The organism is Azospirillum sp. OGB3, from assembly GCF_014192915.1.
In the GTDB taxonomy this organism is placed as follows: domain Bacteria; phylum Pseudomonadota; class Alphaproteobacteria; order Azospirillales; family Azospirillaceae; genus Azospirillum.
Genome location: NZ_JACHYN010000011.1, coordinates 170,307 through 190,771, shown reverse-complemented (window position 1 = coordinate 190,771; position 20,465 = coordinate 170,307). Strand labels below are relative to the sequence as shown.

Below are 20,465 nucleotides of genomic sequence, written 5' to 3'. Positions count from 1 at the left end.
CGCCGCTTACTTCGTCTCGATCAGCTCGACTTTGTAACCGTCTGGGTCCTCGATGAAGGCGATCACGGTGGTGCCGTGCTTCATGGGACCGGGCGGACGCGGAATCTTGACGCCTTCCTTGGCGAGCTGCTCGCAGGTGGCGTAGATGTCCGGCACGCCCAGCGCGATGTGGCCGTAGGCGGTGCCGATGGCGTAAGGCTCGGCCTGGTCCCAGTTGTGGGTCAGCTCAAGGACGGCGGTGTCCTTCTCGTCGCCGTAGCCGACGAAGGCCAGCGTGAAGCGCCCACCCTCGTAATCGTTGCGGCGCAGCAGCTTCATGCCGAGCAGGCGGGTGTAGAAGTCCAGCGACTTCTCCAGATCATAGACCCGGAGCATCGTGTGCAGCAGGCGGAATTGGCTCATGGTCTCGTCTCCCAAGCGGGTTCTTGCGCTCTCGTCTTATCCGGCTTTGTCTTCTCCGACCGACCGGCGGCGACCTCCAGCACGACCTGGGCGGCGCGTTCGCTGGGCGGCGTCCCGCCCTGCCCCAGCCAGCGCGCCACCTCCGCCACCCCGTCGATCTGCGTCGCGCGGGCGGCGGGATCGTCGAGCAGGCGGCCCAGTTCGGACGCCAGCCGGTCGGGCCGGCAGTCCTCCTGAAGCAGTTCCGGCACCAGCATGCGGTCGAGCATCAGATTGACCAGATTGACGTATTTGACCCGGATCAGCCGCCGGTACAAGGCCACCGTCACGGGATTGAGGCGGTAGGCGATCACCGTCGGCAGGCGGGCCAGCGCCAACTCCAGCGCCACCGTCCCGGACGCCGCCAGCGCGGCCTCCGCCGCCACGAAGGCGTCGTATTTCGGGCCGTCGCCCTCGACGAGAATGGTGCGCAACGGCCAGCCCGCGACCTCCGCCGCGACGCGGTCGCGCACCGTCGCGACGGTCGGCACCACGGCGACCAGCTCCGGATGGGTCGGTAGCAGGCGTTCCAGCGTGGCGCGGAAGTCGGGGAGCAGGCGCGACACCTCGCCCTTACGGCTGCCCGGCAGAACGGCGACGATACGCGCCTCCGGTCCCAGCCCATGGGCCGCCCGGAAGCGTTGCGCATCGCCATGGCCGGCGCCGCTCTCCACCACCGAATGGCCGACGAAGGTGCAGGGAAGCCCTTCCTTCTCGAAATAGGGCGGTTCGAAGGGCAGGATGGCCAGCAGGTGATCGTAGACCGCCGCGTATTTGGCGGCGCGCTTCGGCTTCCAGGCCCAGACGGTGGGCGCCACATAGTGGATGAGCGGAATATCCGGCGCCTTCGCCTTGACCCGCTTGGACACCCGCACCGTGAAGCCCGGCGAATCGATGCCCACCACCGCGTCGGGCTGCAGCCGCTGGATCTCTGCGACCGTCTGGTTGATGCGGCGCAGCAGGTTCGGCAGATGGGGCAGCAGTTCGAACACGCCGAACAGGGTCAGCTCGCCCATCGGGAACAGGCTCTCCAGCCCTTCCGCGATCATCTTCTCGCCGCCGATGCCGGCGAAGCGCACCCGCCCGCCGGTCAGCCGCTTGCAGGCGGCCATCAGCCGCGCGCCCAGCGCGTCACCGGAAGGCTCCCCGGCGATCAGGAAAATCAGCGGATCGCTCATGACCGGGTCTCCGGCGGAACGGTGATGCCGACGACGAACAGACCCAGCCGGTCGGCGGCCTCGGCCACCGCGGCGCGGTCCACCAGCAGGCTGCCGCCCGCCTCGACGGCGATGCCGCGCAGCCCCGCGCGGGCGGCGTTCTCCACCGTTGTCACCCCCATGGTGGGCAGGTCGAGGCGGCGGTCCTGCTGCGGCTTCTTCACCTTGACCAGCACGCCACCTGACCCCGGTCGCGCCAGCCCGGCGCAACGGGCCAGCATGGCGTCGGTGCCCTCGATGGCTTCCACGGCGAGCACGATCCCCTGCTGCACCACGGCGCCCTGCCCGACGTCGAGCGCGCCGAGCGCGCGGGCGACCTCGACGGCGCGGGCGATGTCGCGCTCCGACTCGGCGTCCGGCCGCAGCCGGCCCACCGGCCCGGACGGGGTCAGAATCTCGCCAAGCAGGTCGTGCAGACCGACGACGCGGAACCCCTCCCCTTCGAGTTCGCGCGCGACGGAGCGCAGAAGCCCGTCGTCGCCGAGCGCGCGGGTGCCGACCTTGGCGAGGAACTTGGTGGTGTACCAGTCGGGAAGAAGCTCGGTGAAGGACGGCCGGCGCACAGGACCGGCGAAGACCAGATCCGCGACCTTTTCCTTCTTCAACCGGTCGATGATGCCGCCGGCGGCACCGAAGCGGCTCCACAGATGGGGAAGGCCCGCGACGGTGGCGGGGTCGGTGTGGCCGTCGAAGGCGACGACGAAGACCTCGCGCCCCTGGCCGCGCACCGCGGCGGCGATGCGGGCCGGCAAGGTGCCGCCGCCCGCCAGGATGCCGAGCTTGGGAAGAGGCTGCGACATGGCCGGGACTCTCCCAGGAAGCAGAAGCCAAAAAGAGGAGCGTGAAGGCTCCTCAGCCCTCGCGCGGCTGGCAGAGCGACCGCGAGGCGCGCGCGAAGGTCAGCACGTCGGCGACCAGCGTCTGCTGCCCCATGTCGCGCCCGACCTCGTCCATGCGCTCGGCGAAGGTGCCCTCGTTGCCGAACAGCAGGCGATAGGCGGCGCGCAAGGCGTGGATCTCGTCCTTCTGGAAGCCGCGACGCTCCAGCCCGACGAGATTCAGGCCGGCCAGACGGGCGCGGTCGCCCATGACGAGGCCGTAGGGTATCACGTCCTTCTCCACGCCGGACATGCCGCCGATCATGGCATGCGAGCCGATGCGGACGAACTGGCGGACCGCCGACAGACCGCCGATGGTCACGAAATCGCCCAGATGGACATGGCCGGCCAGGGTGGCGTTGTTCGCCAGGACCGCGTTGTTGCCGACGACGCAGTCGTGGGCGATGTGAACGCCGACCATGAACAGGCCGTTGTCGCCGACCCGTGTGACCATGCCGCCGCCCTCGGTGCCGGGGCTCATGGTGACATGCTCGCGGATCTGGTTGTTGCGCCCGATGATCAGCTCGGACGGCTCACCCCTGAATTTGAGGTCCTGCGGACGGTGGCCGATGGACGCGAAGGGGTAGATGACCGAGTCCTCGCCGATGCGCGTGCGGCCTTCGACCACCACATGGGAGGTCAGCCGCACGCGGTCGCCGAGTTGGACATCCGGTCCGACCACGCAGAAGGGACCGATGGAAACGTCTTCGCCCAGCCTGGCGGCCGGATCGACGACCGCCGTCGGGTGAATGGAAACGCTCATTTCTCGTCCAGGATCATGGCGGAATAGACGGCTTCGGCGACCAGGACACCGTTGACCTTGGCCTCGCCCTTGAACTTCCACACGTTGGCGCGCTGGCGCTGCTTGCTCACATGGATGTGGATGGTGTCGCCGGGGGTGACCGGGCGGCGGAAGCGCGCTTCGTCCACGGTCATGAAGTAGACCAGCTTGCCCTCGGACTCCTTGCCCAGCGTGGCGACCACCAGCACGGCGGAGGTCTGGGCCATCGCCTCGATGATCATCACGCCCGGCATCACCGGTCGCGAGGGGAAGTGACCCTGGAAGAACGGCTCGTTGATGGTGACGTTCTTCACGCCGGTGGCGCTTTCGCCCAGCGTGATGTCGATCACCCGGTCGATCATCAGAATCGGATAGCGATGCGGGATCATTTCCATGATCCGCATGATGTCGAGGTCGGCTATCTTCTTGTTGTCCGCCGTCACATCCATGGTCCGGCCGCCCGCCTTTCAAAATCCACGAAAACGCCCCGCGCTTCGCCTGCGGCGGCACGGGACGAAGCCCCTTGTGCCCCATTTCCAGGGATTTGGCAATCCCGACACCGACGGCTTTCCGGCTCCGCCCTTTGCGCAAAGAAAAAGCCGCCACGCCCCCCTTGCGGAGCGTGGCGGCTCGTTCCGGTGCGCCTTACTGCTTGGGAACGGTCAACGCGACCTGGGGCAGCTTCTTGTTCACCCGCTCCAGCACCACGTCGGTGACGTCGAGCTGGGTGTCGACCAGGACGAACTGCTGGCGGGCGAGGACCAGGTTGGCGCCGCGCTCGCGCGCGACGTCGGCCACGATCTCCACCATGTTCTTGTGGACGACGGCCATCGCCTCGTTCAGCGCGTTTTCCAGGGCGCGCTTGCGGCTCTGCACCGTCTTCTGAACGTCGCCGACCTGCTTCTCGAAGTCGCGGCGCTTGTTGGCCAGGGCGTCGGGAGCCAGCACGGTCTGCTGCTTGCGCAGTTCCTCCTCGGACTTGCGCAGCTTGTCCTCCAGCGAGGCGATTTCCTTCTGATAGGTCTCGCGCAGCGATTCGAAGGACTTCGAGACGCCCTTGGAGGCGTTCGACTCCTGCATGATCTTCTGAACGTCGACCACCGCGATGACCGGCGCCTTGAGGTTGTCGGTCGGCTTGTCCTGGGCGAAGGACGGCGTCGCCATCGCGACGCCCGCCATCACCGCACCGGCGGCGACCAGCGCCCTGAGCTTGCTGAACTGCATGTTAGAACCTGGTTCCAAAGCTGAAGCGGAAGATCTCTTTCTTGTCGTAATCTTCCTTGATAATCGGGACCGCAAAGTCAAGGCGGATCGGCCCGAAGGGCGAGCGCCAGGACAGACCGGTGCCGACCGACAGGCGGACCGATTCGTCGTCGGGAACGAGCGGGTCGTTGATGTCGACCTTGCCCAGCGTTCCGACATCGGAGAAGGCGTGGCCCTTCAGCCCGAACTCTTCGGGCAGGCCGACCGGGAAGCTCATCTCCACCGAAGCGCGGTAGTAGCGGGTGCCGCCCAGGGCGTCGCCGGTGCGCAGGTCGCGCGGGCCGATGCCGGCGGTGTTGAAGCCACGCAGCGTGTCGCCGCCCAGGAAGAAACGGTCGGACAGGGCGATGCCATCGTCACCGATGCCGACGATGTAGCCGATTTCGCCCGTCGTACTCAGCACCCAGCTTTCGTCGAACAGCGGCAGGTAATAGCCGGCGCCGAGACGGTTGCGCAGGAAGCGCGCGTCGCCCCCCAAACCCGCAAGATCGTTCGTCAGGCGGATGTAATAGCCTTCCGTCGGGTTCAGGCGGCTGTTGCGGCGATCGTAGGTGAGTTCCTGGCCGATCAGCGAAGTCAAGCGGGCGCCCTTCTGCTCCTGAATGTAGCGGGACGCCGAGCTGGGAACGCTGGTGATGTCGGTGTTCTGGAGCTGGTAGTAGACGCGCTGGCGCAGGTTCTCGGTCAGCGGATAGCCCATGCGCAGGGCCATGCCGGTGCTCTTCTCGTCGAAGGAGCTTTCGTCCTGATAGTCGCGGGTGATGCGGAACAGGTCGAAACCGGCCGACAGGTCGCGGTCGAGGAAGTACGGCTCGGTGAAGGAGACGTCGTATTCCTGGCGGCTGCCCGACACGGTGGCACCGAAGCGCAGGTCCTGGCCGCGGCCCAGCAGATTGCGCTCGCGGATCGAGAAGTCGGCCAGCGGACCGTCGGAGGTCGAGTAGCCGGCGCCGATGGAGATTTCACCGGTGGACTGCTCGGTCACTTCGACGTTCATCACGGTGCGGTCGGGCGCCGAGCCCTCCGCGGTGGTGATGTTGACGCGCTCGAAATAACCCAGGTCCTTGATGCGCTGCTCGGAGCGGCGCAGCTTGGTCGTGCTGAACGGGTCGCCTTCGGACAGCAGCATCTCGCGCCGGACCACCTTGTCCAGCGTGCGGACGTTGCCGGTCACGTCGATGCGCTCCACGAAGACACGCGGCCCCTCGACAATGTCATAGACAATGTCGATGGTCTGGTTTTCACGGTTGCGCGAAATCCGCGGCCGGACGTCCACGAAGGCGTATTGCAGGTCGCCGACCGCGTTGGACAGCCTGGTGATGGTGTTCTCCACCTCCTGCGCGTTGTACCAGTCGCCCTCGCGCGTGGTCAGCACGCTGCGCAGCTGCTCCGGGTCAAGCGCCTTCAGGGAGGTGCTGATGTCCATCTTGCCGAACTTGTAGCGCTCGCCCTCGTCCACCGTGAAGGTGATGACGAAGTCCTCGCGGTCCGGCGTCAGCTCCGCCACGGCGGAGACGACGCGGAAGTCGGCGTAGCCTTCCTTGAGGTAGTAGCGGCGCAGCAGGTCGCGGTCGTAGTTCAGCCGGTCCGGATCGTAGTTGTCGTCCGACGTCATGAAGCGCCACCAGGCGCTCTCCCGCGTCTGGATCGCCTCGCGCAGCGTCCCGTCGGAGAACTTCTCGTTGCCGATGAAGGTGATGCTGCGCACGCCGGTGCGCACACCCTCGTTGATCTCGAACACCAGATCGACGCGGTTCTGGTCGAGCTGGATGATCTTCGGCTCGACGGTCGCGGCGAAGCGGCCCTGGCGGCGGTAGATGTCCAGGATGCGCTGCACGTCGCTCTGGACGCGGGTGCGGGTGTAGACGACGCGGGGACGGAGCTGGATTTCCTTCTCCAGGTTCTCCTTCTCGATGCGCCGGTTCCCCTCGAAGGCGATGCGGTTGATGATCGGGTTTTCCGCCACCTGCACCACCAGCGCGTCGCCGTCGCGCTTCAGCACGACGTCGGCGAACAGGCCCGTGTTGAACAGGGCCTTCAGCGACTGGTCGATGCGATCGGGATCGAAGGGATCGCCGGGCGCCACCGCGAGGTAGGAGCGGACCGTCGTCGGCTCGATGCGCTGGACGCCCTCCACCCGGATGTCCCGGATGGTGCCGCCCGAGAACATCTGGGCGACCAGCGTCCCGTCGCCGAACGCGGCGGATTTCGCCGCGCCCGGTTTGGGCGCGCCCGCCTGGGCCCAGGCTGCGTGGGAAAGGGCAAGAGAAACCGTCGTCATGGCGCAACCGGCCATCAGGCCGAACGCCAGAACCCTGCTCGACACCCGCAAAGCTCGCTCCCTGGCTTTGGGGGCATCCCTCAGGAAATGAGCCCCCTAAAGAAATCCACCACGCGAAGCTGAACGAGATCGTTCCACGTGGCGAAAACCATGAGCGTTAATACCAAAGCAAGCCCGATGCGGAAACCGTATTCTTGCGCTTTAGGTCCGAGAGGACGCCCACGGAGTCCTTCAAGGGCGTAAAACATCAGATGCCCGCCGTCAAGCAGCGGAACCGGAAACAAATTGATCATGCCGAGGTTCACCGACAGGAAGGTCATGAACCAGATCAGCGGATACCAGCCGGATTGCGCGACCTCGCCGGACATCTGGGCGATGCGCAGCGGCCCGCCCAGCTCCTCGGTGCCGCGCGACCCCTCGATCATCTGGCCGAGCGCCACGAAGGTGCCGGACACCATGCCGACGACCTCCCGGCCCGCCTGCCACAGGGCGGTCACCGGGTCATGGCGCTTCGTCTCAGCCCCGCCGCGCATGATTCCGAGCTGGCCGATGCGATGGGTGTTGCCGAGTCGGTCGGTGACCTCGCGCACGTCCGGAGTCGCCGTCAGATTGACCGGGCGGCCGTCGCGCTGCACCACCATTTCCAGCGGCGCCCCCGGCTGCATGGAGACGATCTGCCGGATTTCCTCGAATCGCTGGATGCCGCTGCCGTTGATCGAGACGATCAGGTCGCCCGGTTGGAGACCGGCGCGCTCCGCGGCGCTGCCCGGCTGCACGCCGCCGACGTCCGGCGGTGTGAAGGACTGGCCGGCGGTGGCGAAGAGAATGGTCAGGGCGACGATGGCGAACAGGAAATTCGCGATGGGTCCCGCCGCCACAATGGCCGCGCGCTGGCCGAGCCGCTTGTGGTGGAAGGAGACCGCCTGCTCCTCGGCGCTCATGCTCTGCGTGTGGGCGCCGGGCGTGCTCGCCGGGTCGGCGTCGCCGAACATCTTCACATAGCCGCCGAGCGGAATGGCGCTGAACTTCCAGCGCGTTCCGGAGCGGTCGGTCCAGCCGAACAACTCCGGGCCGAAACCGATGGAGAAGACCTCGATCCGCACGCCGTTGCGGCGCGCCACGAGGTAGTGGCCGAGTTCGTGCACAAACACGAGCACGGTGAGGACCAGCAGAAAAGACAGAAGCGTGGTCCCGAAGCCGCCCATGACGTCCATCACATCCTTTGCATCCCGGAGCGGCCCCGTCGCGGTCCGCGCCCGGAAAAAGACTCAGCGTGCCAGCGCTTCGACCCGGTCCGCCGCGACGCGGCGCGCCTCGGCGTCGGTGTCGCGCACCGCGCCCAGGTCGCGGAGCGGCCGGTGCGGCAGCGTGCCCAACACCCCCTCGACGATCCGTTCGATGTCGAGAAAGCCGATCCGGCGGTCGAGAAACGCCTGCACGGCCACCTCGTTGGCGGCACTGAGAATAGTAGGAGCGCCCCCACCGCTTTGCAAGGCGGCCCGGGCGAGCCGCAGGGCCGGGAAACGCTCCGGGTCCGGCGCCTCGAAGGTCAGGGTTGCGGCCTTGACGAGGTCCAGCCGTTCGGCGGGCGTGGGGATGCGCGCCGGCCAGCCGAGCGCGTAGGCGATCGGCGTGCGCATGTCCGGCGTGCCGAGCTGCGCCAGGACCGAGCCGTCCACATACTCGACCAGCGAATGCACGACCGACTGCGGGTGGACCAGCACGTCGATCTTCTCCTCGGGAACCCCGAAGAGGAAGTGCGCCTCGATGATCTCCAGCCCTTTGTTCATCATGGTGGCGCTGTCGATGGAGATCTTGGCGCCCATCTCCCAGGTCGGGTGGGCCACCGCCTGCTCGCGCGTCGCCGCGGCCATGAAGGCGCGGTCCCTGGTCCGGAAGGGGCCGCCGGACGCCGTCAGGATCAGGCGCTGCACGCTGTCCAGACGGTCGAAGTCGAAGACCTGGTATATCGCCGAATGCTCGCTGTCGACCGGCAGCAGGTTGGCGCCGTGGCGGCGCACCTCCTCCATCATCAGGGCGCCGGCACAGACCAGAACCTCCTTGTTGGCGAAGGCGACGCAGGCGCCGCGGCGCACCGCGGCCAGCGTGGGCTCCAGCCCGGCGGCGCCGACGATGGCGGCCATCACCCAGTCCGACGGACGCTCCGCGGCCTCGGCCACGGCCTGCGGCCCGGCGGCGGCCTCCACGCCGGTTCCGGCCAGAGCCTCCTTGAGGTCGGCGTAGGCGGCGGGGTCGGCGACCACAGCCAGCTTCGGGCGAAGTTGCCGCGCCTGTTCGGCGAGGAGGGCAACGTTGCGGTTGGCGGTCAGCGCCTCAACCGGGAAGCGCTCCGGATCGCGGGCGACGAGGTCCACCGTCTGCGTGCCGACCGACCCGGTCGAACCGAAGATCGTCACGCGGCGCGGCGCGTCCTCCGCCCCTTCAGCCTTCACAACCATGACCCCGTCACCACCATGCGATTGCCGTGCCGATGGTCGCGTGGAACAGGGCCAGCACCGGGGCGGCGGCGAGCAGCCCGTCGATGCGGTCCAGGATTCCCCCGTGACCAGGAATGAGATGGCCGCTGTCCTTCACGTTGTAACGGCGCTTGACCGCGGATTCGAAGAGGTCGCCCGCTTGCGCCACCACAGCCAGGACGGCGCCCACCGCAAGAGCCAGCAGCGGCCGTTGCGCGCCCGCGGCCAGAGCCACCCCCCACCCCACCAGGGCGGAGGAGGCCATGCCGCCGATCAGGCCGGCCCAGGTCTTCTTCGGGCTGATGCGCGGAGCCAGCTTCGGCCCGCCGATGCTGCGGCCGGCAGCGTAGGCGCCGATGTCGGTCGCCCAGACGCCGAGCATGGTGAAGAGGAACAACGCGAGGCCGGACTCCGGATCGTCGCGCAGCCACATCAGCCCGGCCAGACCGGCCACGACATAAAGGATGCCGCCCCCGGACAGGCCGCGATCCGGCCCGCCCGAGGCCACCGCGACGCCGGCCGTGGCCAGGATGGCGACGACGACGGCCGCCCACGGCCCGGCGGCGATCTGCGCGGCCAGCGCCAGCAGGACGCCCGCCACCGATAACGCGATGGCAGCACCCTTGCGGCGGCAGGGAACGAGGTTGCCCCACTCGATGGCGGAAGCCACGGCGCCGAGCGCGATCAAGGCGTGGAAAATCCAACCGCCGGCCCAGACCGCGGCCAGGACGAGCGGAGCCAGGACGAGCGCCGAGATGGCGCGCGTCTTCAAATCGCCGGATTTAGCGGGTGCCGGTGGTTGCGCCGAAGCGACGTTCCCGTCGGTGGAACTCTTCAATCGCCGCCTCCAGGTCACGCTTGGAAAAATCAGGCCAGAGCGTGTCCACGAAGACCAGCTCGGCATACGCCGCCTGCCAGAGCAGGAAGTTGCTGATGCGCTTCTCGCCGCTGGTGCGGACGATCAGGTCGGGGTCCGGGATGTCGGCGGTGAACAGACGTTCGGACAGCCGATCCTCGGTGATGTCCGCAGGATCGAGCGTCCCCGCCTTCACCTCTTCGGCCAGACGCCGCGCCGCCAACGTGATTTCCTGGCGGGAGCCGTAGCTCAACGCCACCACGAGGGTCAGCTTGCGGTTGTCGCGCGTGAGGGTCTCGGCGTTCTCGATCAGGCTGACGATGTCCTTGGACAAACGGGCCCGGTCGCCGATGACGCGCAGGCGCACGCCGTTGCGGTGGAGGTCGGCAATCTCGCTGCGCAGATAAAAGCGCAGGAGCTGCATGAGGTCGGACACCTCCTCCTCCGGCCGACGCCAGTTCTCGGACGAGAAGCTGAAGATCGTCAGATAGCCGATCCCCAACTCGCCCGCGGCTTCGACCGTCCGGCGGACGGCGTCCACGCCCTTTTTATGGCCGGCGGTGCGGGGCAGCCCTCTGGACTTCGCCCAACGCCCGTTGCCGTCCATGATCACGGCCACGTGCGCGGGCGGGCGCAGGGGGCGGCTGTCTTCCGCGTCGCGCATGCCGTCAGACCTGCATGATGTCCTTTTCTTTCGCCGCAAGCGCATCATCGACCAGCTTGATGTACTGGTCGGTCAGCGCCTGGACCTTCTCGCCGAGCCCCTTGTGCTCGTCCTGCGAGATGTCGCCGGCCTTCTCGGCCTTCTTCAGGCCGTCCATGCCGTCGCGGCGCACGTTGCGCACGGCGACGCGGGCCTGCTCGGCGTACTTGTGGGCGACCTTGGCGAGCTCCTTGCGGCGCTCCTGCGTCAGGTCGGGCAGCGGCACGCGGATCGACTGGCCTTCCGTCTGCGGATTCAGGCCGAGGCCCGAATCGCGGATGCCCTTCTCCACGGCCTTGACCATGCCGCGATCCCAGACCTGCACGACGATCAGGCGCGGCTCCGGCACGCTGACGGTGCCGACCTCCTTGAGGTGCATGCGGGCGCCGTAGGCCTCGACGGTCACGGGCTCAAGCAGGCTGGCGGAGGCGCGGCCGGTGCGCAGGCCGCTCAACTCCTTGCGAAACGCCTCAAGCGCTCCTTCCATGCGGCGCTTGAGATCCGACTGGAGGTCCGATGTATCAGGCGCAGCCACGGCTCACTCCGTTTCTTCGTTGATGATCGTAAACTTGCCCCGGCCCTGCATCACCTCGGCGAAGGCGCCGGGGGTGTGGATCGAGAACACGAGTATGGGGATGTGGCTCTCACGCGCCAAGGAGATCGCGGAAGCGTCCATCACCTGCAGGTCGTTCGCCAGGACTTCGAGATAGCCCAGGCGCTCGTAACGCTGCGCGTCCTTCACCTTCTTCGGGTCGGCGGTGTAGACGCCGTCCACCTGCGTGCCCTTCAGCAGGGCGTCGCAGCCCATCTCCGACGCGCGCAGCGCGGCGGCGGTGTCGGTGGTGAAGAAAGGGTTGCCGGTTCCGGCGGCGAAGATCACCACGCGGCCCTTCTCCATGTGCCGGATGGCGCGGCGCCGGATGTAGGGCTCGCACACCGACGACATGGGGATGGCCGACTGCACGCGGGTCGCGACACCCATCCGCTCCAGAGCGCTCTGCATCGACAGGGCGTTCATGACGGTGGCGAGCATCCCGATGTAGTCGGCCGAGGCGCGCTCCATGCCGCTCGCCGCACCCTTCACCCCGCGGAAGATGTTGCCCCCGCCGATGACCAGGCTGACCTGGACGCCCAGCTGGATCACCGCCTTCACCTCGTTGGCGACGCGGTTGACCACCTCCGGGTCGAGGCCGTAGTCGCGCTGACCCATCAACGCCTCGCCCGACACCTTCAGCAGGACTCGTTTGAAGCGGATGCCGTCAGCCGGCTCGGTGGTCCCGGTGGTCTGGGCCATGGGGGGCTTTCTCCCGGTTGGTGTGAAGAGTGCGTGCGGCGGGTCGCCGGGTCCTTACTTCTGGCCGGCGGCGGCGGCGACTTCGGCGGCGAAATCGCTCTCCGCCTTCTCGATGCCCTCGCCCAGCGCGAAGCGGACGAAGCCCGTCACCTTGACCGGGGCGCCGACGTCCTTGGCGGCGTTCTCGACCACCTTGCGGACCTTGGTCTCGCCGTCGATCACGTAGGTCTGCTCCAGCAGCACCACTTCCTCGTAGTACTTGCGGATGCGGCCTTCGAGCATCTTCTCGACGATGTTCTCCGGCTTGCCCGAGGCGCGGGCCTGGTCGGCGAGCACGTTGCGCTCACGCTCCAGGGCGGAGGTGTCGACGTCGGCGATGTCCAGAGCGTCCGGACGGGCGGCGGCGATGTGCATAGCGATCTGCTTGCCCAGATCGTTCAGCTTCGCGGCGTCCCCGGTCGACTCCAGGGCGACCAGGACGCCGATCTTGCCGAGGCCCGGCGCGATGGCCGAGTGGACGTAGGACACGACGACGCCCGCCGGAACCGACAGCTTGGCCGAGCGGCGGATGTTCATGTTCTCGCCGATGGTGGCGATCAGGTTGGTCAGCTCTTCCTGGACCGTGCGGCCGGCGTCCGGATAGGCGGTGCCCTTCAGACCCTCGACGTCGCCCGAACCCGACAGGACCAGCTCGGCGGCCTTCAGGGAGAAGGCCTGGAACTTGTCGTTGCGCGCGACGAAGTCGGTCTCGGCGTTCACCTCGACGACGGCGCCGGCGGTGCCGGCGGTGGCGACGGCGACCAGGCCCTCGGCGGCGACGCGGCCGGACTTCTTGGCGGCGGCGGCGAGGCCCTTCTTGCGCAGCCAGTCAACGGCGCCCTCGAGGTCGCCCTGGGTCTCGGCCAGCGCCTTCTTGCAGTCCATCATGCCCGCGCCGGTCTTCTCGCGCAGTTCCTTGACGAGCGCGGCGGTAATCTCGGCCATGGTTTCGCCCTCTTCCTTCCGAACGGATCCAAGCGGATCGGGTTGATCCTAACAACTCATAAAAAAGGCAGCCGGGCCATAGGTCATAAGGCCCGGCTGCCCCGTATCACCGGGTTCAGGCCTGGGCTTGCTCAGCCGGCGCGGCCTCTTCCGCTTCGGCTTCCGGCAGCTGCTCGGCCGGAGCCTCCTCGCTGGAGCCGACGTCGATGCCGGCGGCGCTCATCTCAGCCTGCAGACCGTCGAGCACGGCGCCGTTCACCAGCTCGCAGTACAGGTCGATGGCGCGCAGGGCGTCGTCGTTGCCCGGAATCGGGAAGGCCACGCCGTCCGGATCGGAGTTGCTGTCGATCACCGCGATGACCGGGATGCCCAGCTTGTTGGCTTCCTTGACCGCGATCGACTCCTTGTTGGTGTCGATGATGAAGAGGACGTCCGGCAGGCCGCCCATCTCCTTGATGCCGCCCAGCGCGCGCTCCAGCTTGTCGCGCTCGCGGGTCAGCTCCAGGATTTCGCGCTTGGTCAGGCCCGAGGTGTCGCCGCCCAGACGCTCTTCCATCTCGCGCAGGCGCTTGATCGACTGGGAGATGGTCTTCCAGTTGGTCAGCATGCCGCCGAGCCAGCGGTGGTTGACGTAGTACTGGCCGCACTTCGACGCGGCCTCGGCCACCTTCTCCTGGGCCTGGCGCTTGGTGCCGACGAACAGGACGCGGCCGCCGCCGGCGACGACGTCACGGACGGCCTGCAGGGCGCGGTGCAGCGCCGGGACGGTCTGCTCCAGGTCGATGATGTGCACGCCGTTGCGCACGCCGAAGATGTACGTACCCATCTTCGGGTTCCAGCGACGGGTGTGGTGACCGAAGTGGACGCCGGCTTCGAGCAGCTGGCGCATGGTGAAAGACGGGATAGCCATTTGGAAAAGTCCTTTTCCGGTTGCTCCGCCGCGGGCACTGTCCGTTTGACAGGACACCGGATCGGGCCATCGGGGTAAAGCCGAGGGACCGCCAGCCCGCGTGAGGTTTTGACGACGGCGCTTACATAGCCCGCCGCAACCGCTTTGGCAACACCGGTTTGCCAATTGGTTGGGGCCAATTGCGGAGCTGCGCGCACCGCTTCGTCATGGCAAGCGTGTTCTTTACAGCTCCACCACCTCCACCACACCGGGCACCGCCTTGAGCGCGGCGCGGCTCTGGTTGGTGATGTTGAAGGAACCGGGAAGCTGGATCTCCACCTCCTTCAGCGGGTCGATCTCGACCAGCAGGTGGATCTTGCCTTTGCCCCGGGCCAGCCGCTCCAGCATGCCGCGGATGCTCTCCACCGGCGCGTTGTCGCGCACCACCACCTTCAGGCCGTCCGAGACTTGGGCGACGGCGTCCTCCAAGGGCTTCACCTCCTGGCAGGTCAGGCGGATGTCCTCGCCGTTCATCTGGACGTCCACGGTCATCAGCACCGGGCGCCCGGCCTCCAGGAGGTCGCGGTTGGTCGCCAGCACCTCGGAGAAGACCGTCACCTCGTAGCCGCCGCTGCCGTCGGACAGCTCCACGAAGGCGAAGCGGTTGCCCGACTTCGCGGTCTTCTCCTTGCGGCTGACCACGATGCCGGCGACGCTGCGCCGGGTCGAGCCGCCGCCGGTCACCGCCGTGGCGAGGTCCGCCGAGCGCACCACCCGCATGCGGGCCAGCGGGCCGGCGAAGGCGTCCAGCGGGTGGGCGGACAGGTAGAAGCCGATGGCGCCGAACTCGTGCTTCAGCTTTTCCAGCGGCTCCCACTCCTTCACCTTGGGCAGGTCCGGTTCCTTCAGCCCGCCACCGGCGCCGCCGAAGAGATTGCCGATGCCGCTGTCGCGCTCCGCCGCCTCGGCCTGGGCGTAGCGGATCAGCGTCTCCAGCGCCGCGTGCACCTGGGCGCGGTTCGGGTTGATGCCGTCGAAGGCACCGGCGCAGGTCAGGTTTTCCAGCTGGCGCTTGTTGATGGTCTTCAGGTCGAGGCGGCGGGCGAAGTCGAACAAACTCTTGTAGGGACCGTTCTTGCGCCGCTCCTCCACCACCGCCTTCATGGCGGGCAGGCCGACGCCCTTCACCGCGGCCAGCGCATAGCGCACCGCCTTGGTGCCGTCGGGCAGCGCCTCGACCCCGAAGATGCTGTCGGACTTGTTGATGTCCGGAGTCAGCAGCTTGATCTTCAGCCGCACCAGCTCCTGCCGGAAGACGTTCAGCTTGTCGGTGTTGCCGAGGTCGAGCGTCATCGACGCCGCCATGAACTCCACCGGGTGATTCGCCTTCAGATAGGCGGTGTGGTAGGCGACCAGGGCGTAGGCGGCGGCGTGGCTCTTGTTGAAGCCGTACCCGGCGAACTTGGCCACCTGATCGAAGATCATGCTGGCCTGATCGGGGTCCACGCCCTTGCCCTTGGCACCGACGACGAACTTGTCGCGCTCCTTGTCCATCTCCTCCTTGATCTTCTTGCCCATGGCGCGGCGCAGAAGATCGGCGCCGCCCAGCGAATAGCCGGACAGCACCTGGGCGATCTGCATGACCTGCTCCTGGTAGATCATGATCCCGAAGGTCTCCTTCAGGATCGGCTCCAGGGCCGGATTCATGTAGTCGGGCAGCTCCTCCCCGTTCTTCACCTTGATGTATTTGGGGATGTTGTCCATCGGACCGGGGCGGTAGAGCGACACCAGCGCGATGATGTCCTCCAGCCGGTTCGGCTTCAGCCGGCGCAGCACGTCGCGCATGCCCGAGCTTTCCAGCTGGAACACGCCGGTCGATTCGGCGCGGCCGAGGATCTCGTAGCTTCGCGGGTCGTCCAGCGTGACGGTGGTCAGGTCCGGCTTCTCGGGGATCAGGTCCACCGCCGTCTTCAACACGGTCAGCGTCTTCAGGCCGAGGAAGTCGAACTTCACCAGCCCAGCCTGCTCGACGAACTTCATGTTGAACTGGGTGACCGGCATGTCGGAGCGCGGGTCTCGGTACAGCGGCACCAGATCGTGCAGCGGCCGGTCGGCGATCACCACGCCCGCCGCGTGGGTCGAAGCGTGGCGATACAGCCCCTCCAGCTTCAGCGCGATGTTGACGAGGCGCGCCACCGTCTCGTCGCCGTCGCGGGCTTGGCGCAGCATCTCCTCGCTGTCGAGCGCCTGCTGGAGAGTCACCGGGTTGGCCGGGTTGTTCGGCACCAGCTTGCAGATCTTGTCCACCTGCCCGTAGGGCATCTGCAGCACGCGCCCGACGTCGCGCAGCACGGCGCGGGCCTGCAGCTTACCGAAGGTGATGATCTGGGCGACGCGGTCGTAGCCGTACTTGTCCTGGACGTAGCGGATCACCTCCTCGCGGCGGTCCTGGCAGAAATCCACGTCGAAGTCGGGCATGGACACGCGTTCGGGATTCAAGAAGCGCTCGAACAGCAGGCCGAAGCGCAGCGGGTCCAGGTCGGTGATGGTCAGCGCCCAGGCGACGACCGAGCCGGCGCCCGAACCGCGGCCCGGCCCCACCGGGATGTCGTGCGCCTTGGCCCACTTGATGAAGTCCGACACGATCAGGAAGTAGCCGGGGAACTTCATCGACACGATGACGTCCAGCTCGAACTCCAGCCGCTGGAAGTAGGTTTTGCGGGTTTCCGCGCGCTGCTCCGGCGTCATGTCGGGCGTGTAGACGACGCTGTTCAGCCGCATCTCCAGGCCCTCGCGGGACTGGGCGCGCAGTTCCTCCCCTTCGTCGCGGCCGCCCTCGCAGGGGAAGGGCGGCAGGATCGGCTTGATCGGCTTCAGCAGGAAGGAGCAGCGCCGGGCGATGGCGACCGTGTTGTCCACCGCCTCCGGCAGGTCCTTGAACAGGTCCCGCATCTCCTCGGCCGACTTGAAACGGTGGTCGGGGGTCAGGCGGCGGCGCTCGGTCTGGCTGATGTAGGCGCCCTCGGCGATGCAGAGCAGCGCGTCATGCGCCTCGTACATGTCCTCGGTCGCAAAATAGCAGTCGTTGGTGGCGACCAGCGGCAGATCGTGGGCGTAGGCGAGGTCGATCAGCGCCGGTTCGATGGCGTCCTCGATCACCGCGAAATGGTCGCGGTGGCGCTGAAGCTCGACGTAGAGCCGGCCGGGGAACAGCCGCTTCAGCCGTTCCAGCACGTCGAGCGCCAGATCCTTCTGCCCTTCGCCCAGCAGCCGACCGACCGAGCCGGCGGGACCGCCGGTCAGCGCGATCAGCCCGGCCGAATGGCCCTCCAGCGCGTCCAGCGGAATCTGCGGCCCGGCCATCGGGTCCGATTCCAGGAAGGCCTTGGAGACCAGCTTCATCAGGTTCCGGTAGCCCTCGTCGGTCTGGCAGAGCAGGACGAGCTGGTCGGGGACCGACGCCGCCTTGCCCGGCAGGCCCGGCTTGCCGTTGGCGGGTCCGACTCGGGTGATGCCCAGGACCGTGCCGATGATCGGCTGCACGCCCGAATCCGCCGCGGCCAGCGCGAACTCCAGCGCGCCGAACAGGTTGCCGGTGTCGGTCACGGCCACCGCCGGCATCTCCTTCTTCTGGCAGAGCTTGACCAGCTCCTTCACCTTGATGGCGCCCTCGGACAGGGAATAGGCGGAGTGGACGCGCAGGTGGATGAAGTCGGCGTGGGGCATGGCGGGGATGGGCACCGGTTCCAGCGAAGGGGGACGTCTCCCCTTAGTCGTCGCGCATCCCGTCCCGCACTGCAAGGGACCAAGCGCGGGCCCGGCCATGCGGCGATGCGCCAACCCGATCGAGGGCAAGGGAAGAGTCCCCGATCATGCGTGTTCGTGCTATCGAAAGAGGCAGAGCCACGATCCAAGAATGACCCGTTCCATGCGCCGCATCCGCTCCAGCGCCGTCCTGGCGGTGCTGGCGGCCACGCTCCTCACGGCTTGCCAGACCACCGGCGCCCCCGCACCGTCCGCGGAGCAGACCCACCGGCCGCCGCCGACCGATACGCCCGCCTCTCCCCTGTCCGACGCGCCGGGGCGAGTCGTCGCGCAGAACAAGGGCTGGGTCGTGCGGGCCCATCCGGCGACCAAGACCGGCTCGGCCTACTGCTACGCCACGCGGACCGACGACTCCTCCCCCCTCTCCTTCCGAGCGACGGCGAAGGGGGCGGCCATGCTGGTCAACGCCGACCAGCACGCCCAGGCCGGCAAGGACACGGAAAGCCGCCTGACCGCCATCTTCCCCGACGGCGAGACCATGGCGCTGGAGGCCAGCCCCCTGCCCGACGGCGGCGTGGTGGTTCCGGTCGAGCTGCCGAAATACGAGGACCTGTTCGAGCCCTTCATGCGGTCGCGCGCGGTGACGCTGCAGCGGGACGGCGGCGGGGCGGAGATCGGCGACGTCAATCTCGGCGGTTCCTCCTGGGCGCTGGCCGCCCTGGACGAGTGCCGCATCCTGCACACGGACAAGTGAAGCGATTCGGGGATCTGACCCGCAACGGGTGCATCGGACACCGCATTGACCGACGGGTTGCCCGCCTCTAGCCTCCACCCCATGCGCACCGCCCACATCGGCCTTGCCGTCGCCGTCGCGGCGATCTGGGGCTTCAACTTCGTCGCCATCAAGGTCGGCCTCGCGGACTTTCCGCCGATCCTGTTCTGCGCCCTGCGCTTCGCGCTGGCGGCGCTGCCGCTTCTCGTGCTGGGGGTTCGCGGCGGTCCGCCGGTGCCTTGGCGCTTCATCCTGGGCATCGGGATGGTGCTGGGGGTGGTGAAGTTCTCGCTGCTGTTCGTCGGGATGGACATCGGCATGCCGGCGGGGCTGTCGTCGCTGGTGCTGCAATCGCAGGCCTTCTTCACCGCCCTGTTCGCCGCGGCGGTGCTCGGCGAACGGCCCGGTCCGAAGCAGGTGCTGGGCATGGCGGTGGCCTTCGCCGGGATCGGCCTGATCGCGCTGGAGATGCCGGCGGGCGATTCGCTGCTCGGTCTGGGGCTGGTCATGGCCGCCGCGGCCACCTGGGGTGTGGCGAACCTGCTGATGAAGCAGGCCAGGGCGCCGGACCTGTTCCGCATGATGCTGTGGGTCAGCGTGGTGCCGCCCATCCCGCTGCTGCTGCTGTCGCTTGGGATGGAGGGCCCGGAGCGGGCGTGGCAGGCCCTGACCCATCTGACTCCGCTGGGTGTCGGGGCGGTGGCCTACATCGCCTTCGGGGCAACGCTGTTCGGCTTCGCCGCCTGGGGCTTCCTGCTGCGTCACTACCCGGCGAGCCTGGTGGCCCCCTTCTCGCTGCTGGTGCCGGTCTTCGGCATGAGTTCCAGCGCGCTGGTCCTGGGGGAGAGCTTCACACCGCTGAAGATGGCCGGCGCGCTTCTGGTCCTGGCCGGGCTGGCGGTGGCCGTGCTGAAGCTGCCCTCCGCACGGCCCGCCACCCGCCGCTCGTAATCGCTCAGGTCAGGTTCTTCTTCAGGAACTCCACGGACCGCCCCCAGGCAAGCTCGGCCGCCTCCTTGTTGTAGCGCTCCGCCGACGTGTCGTTGTGGAAGGCGTGATTCACGTTGTCGTACATGAAGAGTTCGTAGGACTTGCCGCCCTTTTTCAGGGCCTCCTCATAGGCCGGGACCTTGGCGTTCACATTGTTGTCCAGCCCTGCGTAGTGAAGCTGAAGCGGCGACTTGATGGTCGTGACGAGCGCCGGGTCGGGCGACGGGCCGTAGAAGACGACGCCCGCCTTGAGGTCCGGCGCCTTGATGGCCAACCGGTTGGTCATGCCGCCGCCCCAGCAGAAGCCGATGGCGCCCACCTTGGCGTTGGAGTAGCGGTAGGCCATCAGGTCGCTCATCGACGCGATCAGGTTGTTCACCACCTTGTCGGGGTCGAGCTGGCCGATCATCTCCCGGGCACGGTCGGGGTCCTGCGGGGTGCCGCCGAGCGGGGACAGCAGGTCCGGCGCCATGGCGACGAAACCGGCCACCGCCAGCCGCCGCGTCACGTCTTCGATGTAGGGGTTCAGGCCGCGGTTCTCGTGGATCACCACCACCGACGGCGCCTGCTCGGCCAGCTTCGGGCGGGCCCGGTAGGCCTGAACGTCGCCGGTCGCCCCCTGGAAGGTGACGCGGTCCGTGGCGATTCGGCTGTCGTCCTCCGGGATCTCGGCGGCCAGGGCGTAGTTCGGCTCGATCTGGGAGAGGATCGCCGGAATGGCCGCCGCGCTGCCCGCCAGCACCGCCAGCCGCTCCAGGAAGACGCGGCGCGGCAGCGGCCGGTGGGTGTACTCGTCGTACAGATCGATGATCTTCTGATCCATGGACTCCGGTCCCTCCTTGTTGAGTTGCGCGAAGTCTGCCCCAGGACGCGC

General features: G+C 67.7%; 19 protein-coding genes. 2 read left to right on the top strand and 17 right to left on the bottom strand.

The features are described from left to right. Positions 1-6: 6 nt before the first annotated feature. From gloA to dnaE, 16 genes are all read right to left on the bottom strand, one after another. Positions 7-402: a lactoylglutathione lyase gene (gloA, locus tag FHW79_RS21285; protein WP_014240164.1), complete on the bottom strand. Its 396-nt coding sequence runs from the start codon at positions 400-402 to the stop codon at positions 7-9. Beyond that, positions 399-1,619, bottom strand: coding sequence for a lipid-A-disaccharide synthase (gene lpxB, locus FHW79_RS21280; protein WP_183180766.1), 1,221 nt, complete (start codon positions 1,617-1,619; stop codon positions 399-401). Before lpxB ends, gloA begins: the two co-directional genes overlap by 4 nt. Further along, a complete protein-coding gene (lpxI, locus tag FHW79_RS21275) occupies positions 1,616-2,458 on the bottom strand; it encodes a UDP-2,3-diacylglucosamine diphosphatase LpxI (RefSeq protein ID WP_183180765.1) in 843 nt (280 codons plus the stop codon). The genes lpxB and lpxI overlap by 4 nt, the downstream gene beginning before the upstream one ends. Positions 2,459-2,510: 52 nt before the next feature. Continuing rightward, on the bottom strand, positions 2,511-3,299 hold the full coding sequence (lpxA, locus tag FHW79_RS21270) for an acyl-ACP--UDP-N-acetylglucosamine O-acyltransferase (protein ID WP_183180764.1): 789 nt from the start codon (positions 3,297-3,299) through the stop codon (positions 2,511-2,513). Continuing rightward, a complete protein-coding gene (fabZ, locus tag FHW79_RS21265) occupies positions 3,296-3,766 on the bottom strand; it encodes a 3-hydroxyacyl-ACP dehydratase FabZ (RefSeq protein ID WP_014240160.1) in 471 nt (156 codons plus the stop codon). The genes lpxA and fabZ overlap by 4 nt, the downstream gene beginning before the upstream one ends. Positions 3,767-3,962: 196 nt before the next feature. After that, on the bottom strand, positions 3,963-4,541 hold the full coding sequence (locus FHW79_RS21260) for an OmpH family outer membrane protein (RefSeq protein ID WP_183180763.1): 579 nt from the start codon (positions 4,539-4,541) through the stop codon (positions 3,963-3,965). Between the two features lies 1 nt (position 4,542). Next, positions 4,543-6,912, bottom strand: coding sequence for an outer membrane protein assembly factor BamA (gene bamA / locus FHW79_RS21255; RefSeq protein WP_183180762.1), 2,370 nt, complete (start codon positions 6,910-6,912; stop codon positions 4,543-4,545). 29 nt (positions 6,913-6,941) lie between these two features. Further along, positions 6,942-8,075, bottom strand: coding sequence for an RIP metalloprotease RseP (rseP, locus tag FHW79_RS21250; protein ID WP_183180798.1), 1,134 nt, complete (start codon positions 8,073-8,075; stop codon positions 6,942-6,944). Positions 8,076-8,129: 54 nt separating this feature from the next. Continuing rightward, a complete protein-coding gene (locus tag FHW79_RS21245) occupies positions 8,130-9,320 on the bottom strand; it encodes a 1-deoxy-D-xylulose-5-phosphate reductoisomerase (protein WP_183180761.1) in 1,191 nt (396 codons plus the stop codon). Positions 9,321-9,327: 7 nt separating this feature from the next. Next, complete coding sequence (locus FHW79_RS21240) at positions 9,328-10,176, bottom strand: phosphatidate cytidylyltransferase (RefSeq protein WP_183180760.1); 849 nt, start codon at positions 10,174-10,176, stop codon at positions 9,328-9,330. Beyond that, positions 10,121-10,858 (bottom strand): isoprenyl transferase, encoded by a 738-nt coding sequence (locus FHW79_RS21235; RefSeq protein WP_183180759.1) that lies wholly within the window; start codon positions 10,856-10,858, stop codon positions 10,121-10,123. Before FHW79_RS21235 ends, FHW79_RS21240 begins: the two co-directional genes overlap by 56 nt. Positions 10,859-10,862: 4 nt before the next feature. Continuing rightward, positions 10,863-11,432, bottom strand: coding sequence for a ribosome recycling factor (gene frr / locus FHW79_RS21230; RefSeq protein ID WP_035673102.1), 570 nt, complete (start codon positions 11,430-11,432; stop codon positions 10,863-10,865). A 3-nt stretch (positions 11,433-11,435) separates the two neighbouring features. Continuing rightward, on the bottom strand, positions 11,436-12,191 hold the full coding sequence (pyrH, locus tag FHW79_RS21225; protein WP_014240152.1) for a UMP kinase: 756 nt from the start codon (positions 12,189-12,191) through the stop codon (positions 11,436-11,438). Positions 12,192-12,245: 54 nt separating this feature from the next. After that, positions 12,246-13,175, bottom strand: coding sequence for a translation elongation factor Ts (gene tsf, locus FHW79_RS21220; protein WP_183180758.1), 930 nt, complete (start codon positions 13,173-13,175; stop codon positions 12,246-12,248). A gap of 115 nt (positions 13,176-13,290) precedes the next feature. Then, the gene (rpsB, locus tag FHW79_RS21215; protein ID WP_145678218.1) at positions 13,291-14,085 is read right to left on the bottom strand and encodes a 30S ribosomal protein S2; all 795 of its coding nucleotides are present in this window, start codon (positions 14,083-14,085) and stop codon (positions 13,291-13,293) included. Positions 14,086-14,307: 222 nt separating this feature from the next. After that, complete coding sequence (gene dnaE / locus FHW79_RS21210) at positions 14,308-17,790, bottom strand: DNA polymerase III subunit alpha (RefSeq protein ID WP_183180797.1); 3,483 nt, start codon at positions 17,788-17,790, stop codon at positions 14,308-14,310. A gap of 190 nt (positions 17,791-17,980) precedes the next feature. Between dnaE and FHW79_RS21205 the strand changes: the two genes are divergently transcribed. Then, complete coding sequence (locus FHW79_RS21205; RefSeq protein ID WP_183180757.1) at positions 17,981-18,583, top strand: hypothetical protein; 603 nt, start codon at positions 17,981-17,983, stop codon at positions 18,581-18,583. An 81-nt stretch (positions 18,584-18,664) separates the two neighbouring features. Then, a complete protein-coding gene (locus FHW79_RS21200; protein WP_183180756.1) occupies positions 18,665-19,552 on the top strand; it encodes an EamA family transporter in 888 nt (295 codons plus the stop codon). 4 nt (positions 19,553-19,556) lie between these two features. On the opposite strand, the gene FHW79_RS21195 is transcribed toward FHW79_RS21200, so the two are convergent. Beyond that, positions 19,557-20,414, bottom strand: coding sequence for a dienelactone hydrolase family protein (locus FHW79_RS21195; protein ID WP_183180755.1), 858 nt, complete (start codon positions 20,412-20,414; stop codon positions 19,557-19,559). Positions 20,415-20,465 lie beyond the last annotated feature (51 nt).

Excerpts from the sequence above, each read along its gene's own strand:
- lpxA (WP_183180764.1), bottom strand. The coding sequence starts at position 3,299 with ATGAGCGTTTCCATTCACCCGACGGCGGTCGTCGATCCGGCCGCCAGG.
- lpxB (WP_183180766.1), bottom strand. The coding sequence starts at position 1,619 with ATGAGCGATCCGCTGATTTTCCTGATCGCCGGGGAGCCTTCCGGTGAC.
- FHW79_RS21195 (WP_183180755.1), bottom strand. The coding sequence starts at position 20,414 with ATGGATCAGAAGATCATCGATCTGTACGACGAGTACACCCACCGGCCG.
- rpsB (WP_145678218.1), bottom strand. The coding sequence starts at position 14,085 with ATGGCTATCCCGTCTTTCACCATGCGCCAGCTGCTCGAAGCCGGCGTC.
- FHW79_RS21235 (WP_183180759.1), bottom strand. The coding sequence starts at position 10,858 with ATGCGCGACGCGGAAGACAGCCGCCCCCTGCGCCCGCCCGCGCACGTG.
- fabZ (WP_014240160.1), bottom strand. The coding sequence starts at position 3,766 with ATGGATGTGACGGCGGACAACAAGAAGATAGCCGACCTCGACATCATG.
- tsf (WP_183180758.1), bottom strand. The coding sequence starts at position 13,175 with ATGGCCGAGATTACCGCCGCGCTCGTCAAGGAACTGCGCGAGAAGACC.
- dnaE (WP_183180797.1), bottom strand. The coding sequence starts at position 17,790 with ATGCCCCACGCCGACTTCATCCACCTGCGCGTCCACTCCGCCTATTCC.
- FHW79_RS21260 (WP_183180763.1), bottom strand. The coding sequence starts at position 4,541 with ATGCAGTTCAGCAAGCTCAGGGCGCTGGTCGCCGCCGGTGCGGTGATG.
- rseP (WP_183180798.1), bottom strand. The coding sequence starts at position 8,075 with ATGGACGTCATGGGCGGCTTCGGGACCACGCTTCTGTCTTTTCTGCTG.
- lpxI (WP_183180765.1), bottom strand. The coding sequence starts at position 2,458 with ATGTCGCAGCCTCTTCCCAAGCTCGGCATCCTGGCGGGCGGCGGCACC.
- gloA (WP_014240164.1), bottom strand. The coding sequence starts at position 402 with ATGAGCCAATTCCGCCTGCTGCACACGATGCTCCGGGTCTATGATCTG.
- FHW79_RS21200 (WP_183180756.1), top strand. The coding sequence starts at position 18,665 with ATGCGCACCGCCCACATCGGCCTTGCCGTCGCCGTCGCGGCGATCTGG.
- FHW79_RS21205 (WP_183180757.1), top strand. The coding sequence starts at position 17,981 with ATGACCCGTTCCATGCGCCGCATCCGCTCCAGCGCCGTCCTGGCGGTG.
- pyrH (WP_014240152.1), bottom strand. The coding sequence starts at position 12,191 with ATGGCCCAGACCACCGGGACCACCGAGCCGGCTGACGGCATCCGCTTC.
- FHW79_RS21245 (WP_183180761.1), bottom strand. The coding sequence starts at position 9,320 with ATGGTTGTGAAGGCTGAAGGGGCGGAGGACGCGCCGCGCCGCGTGACG.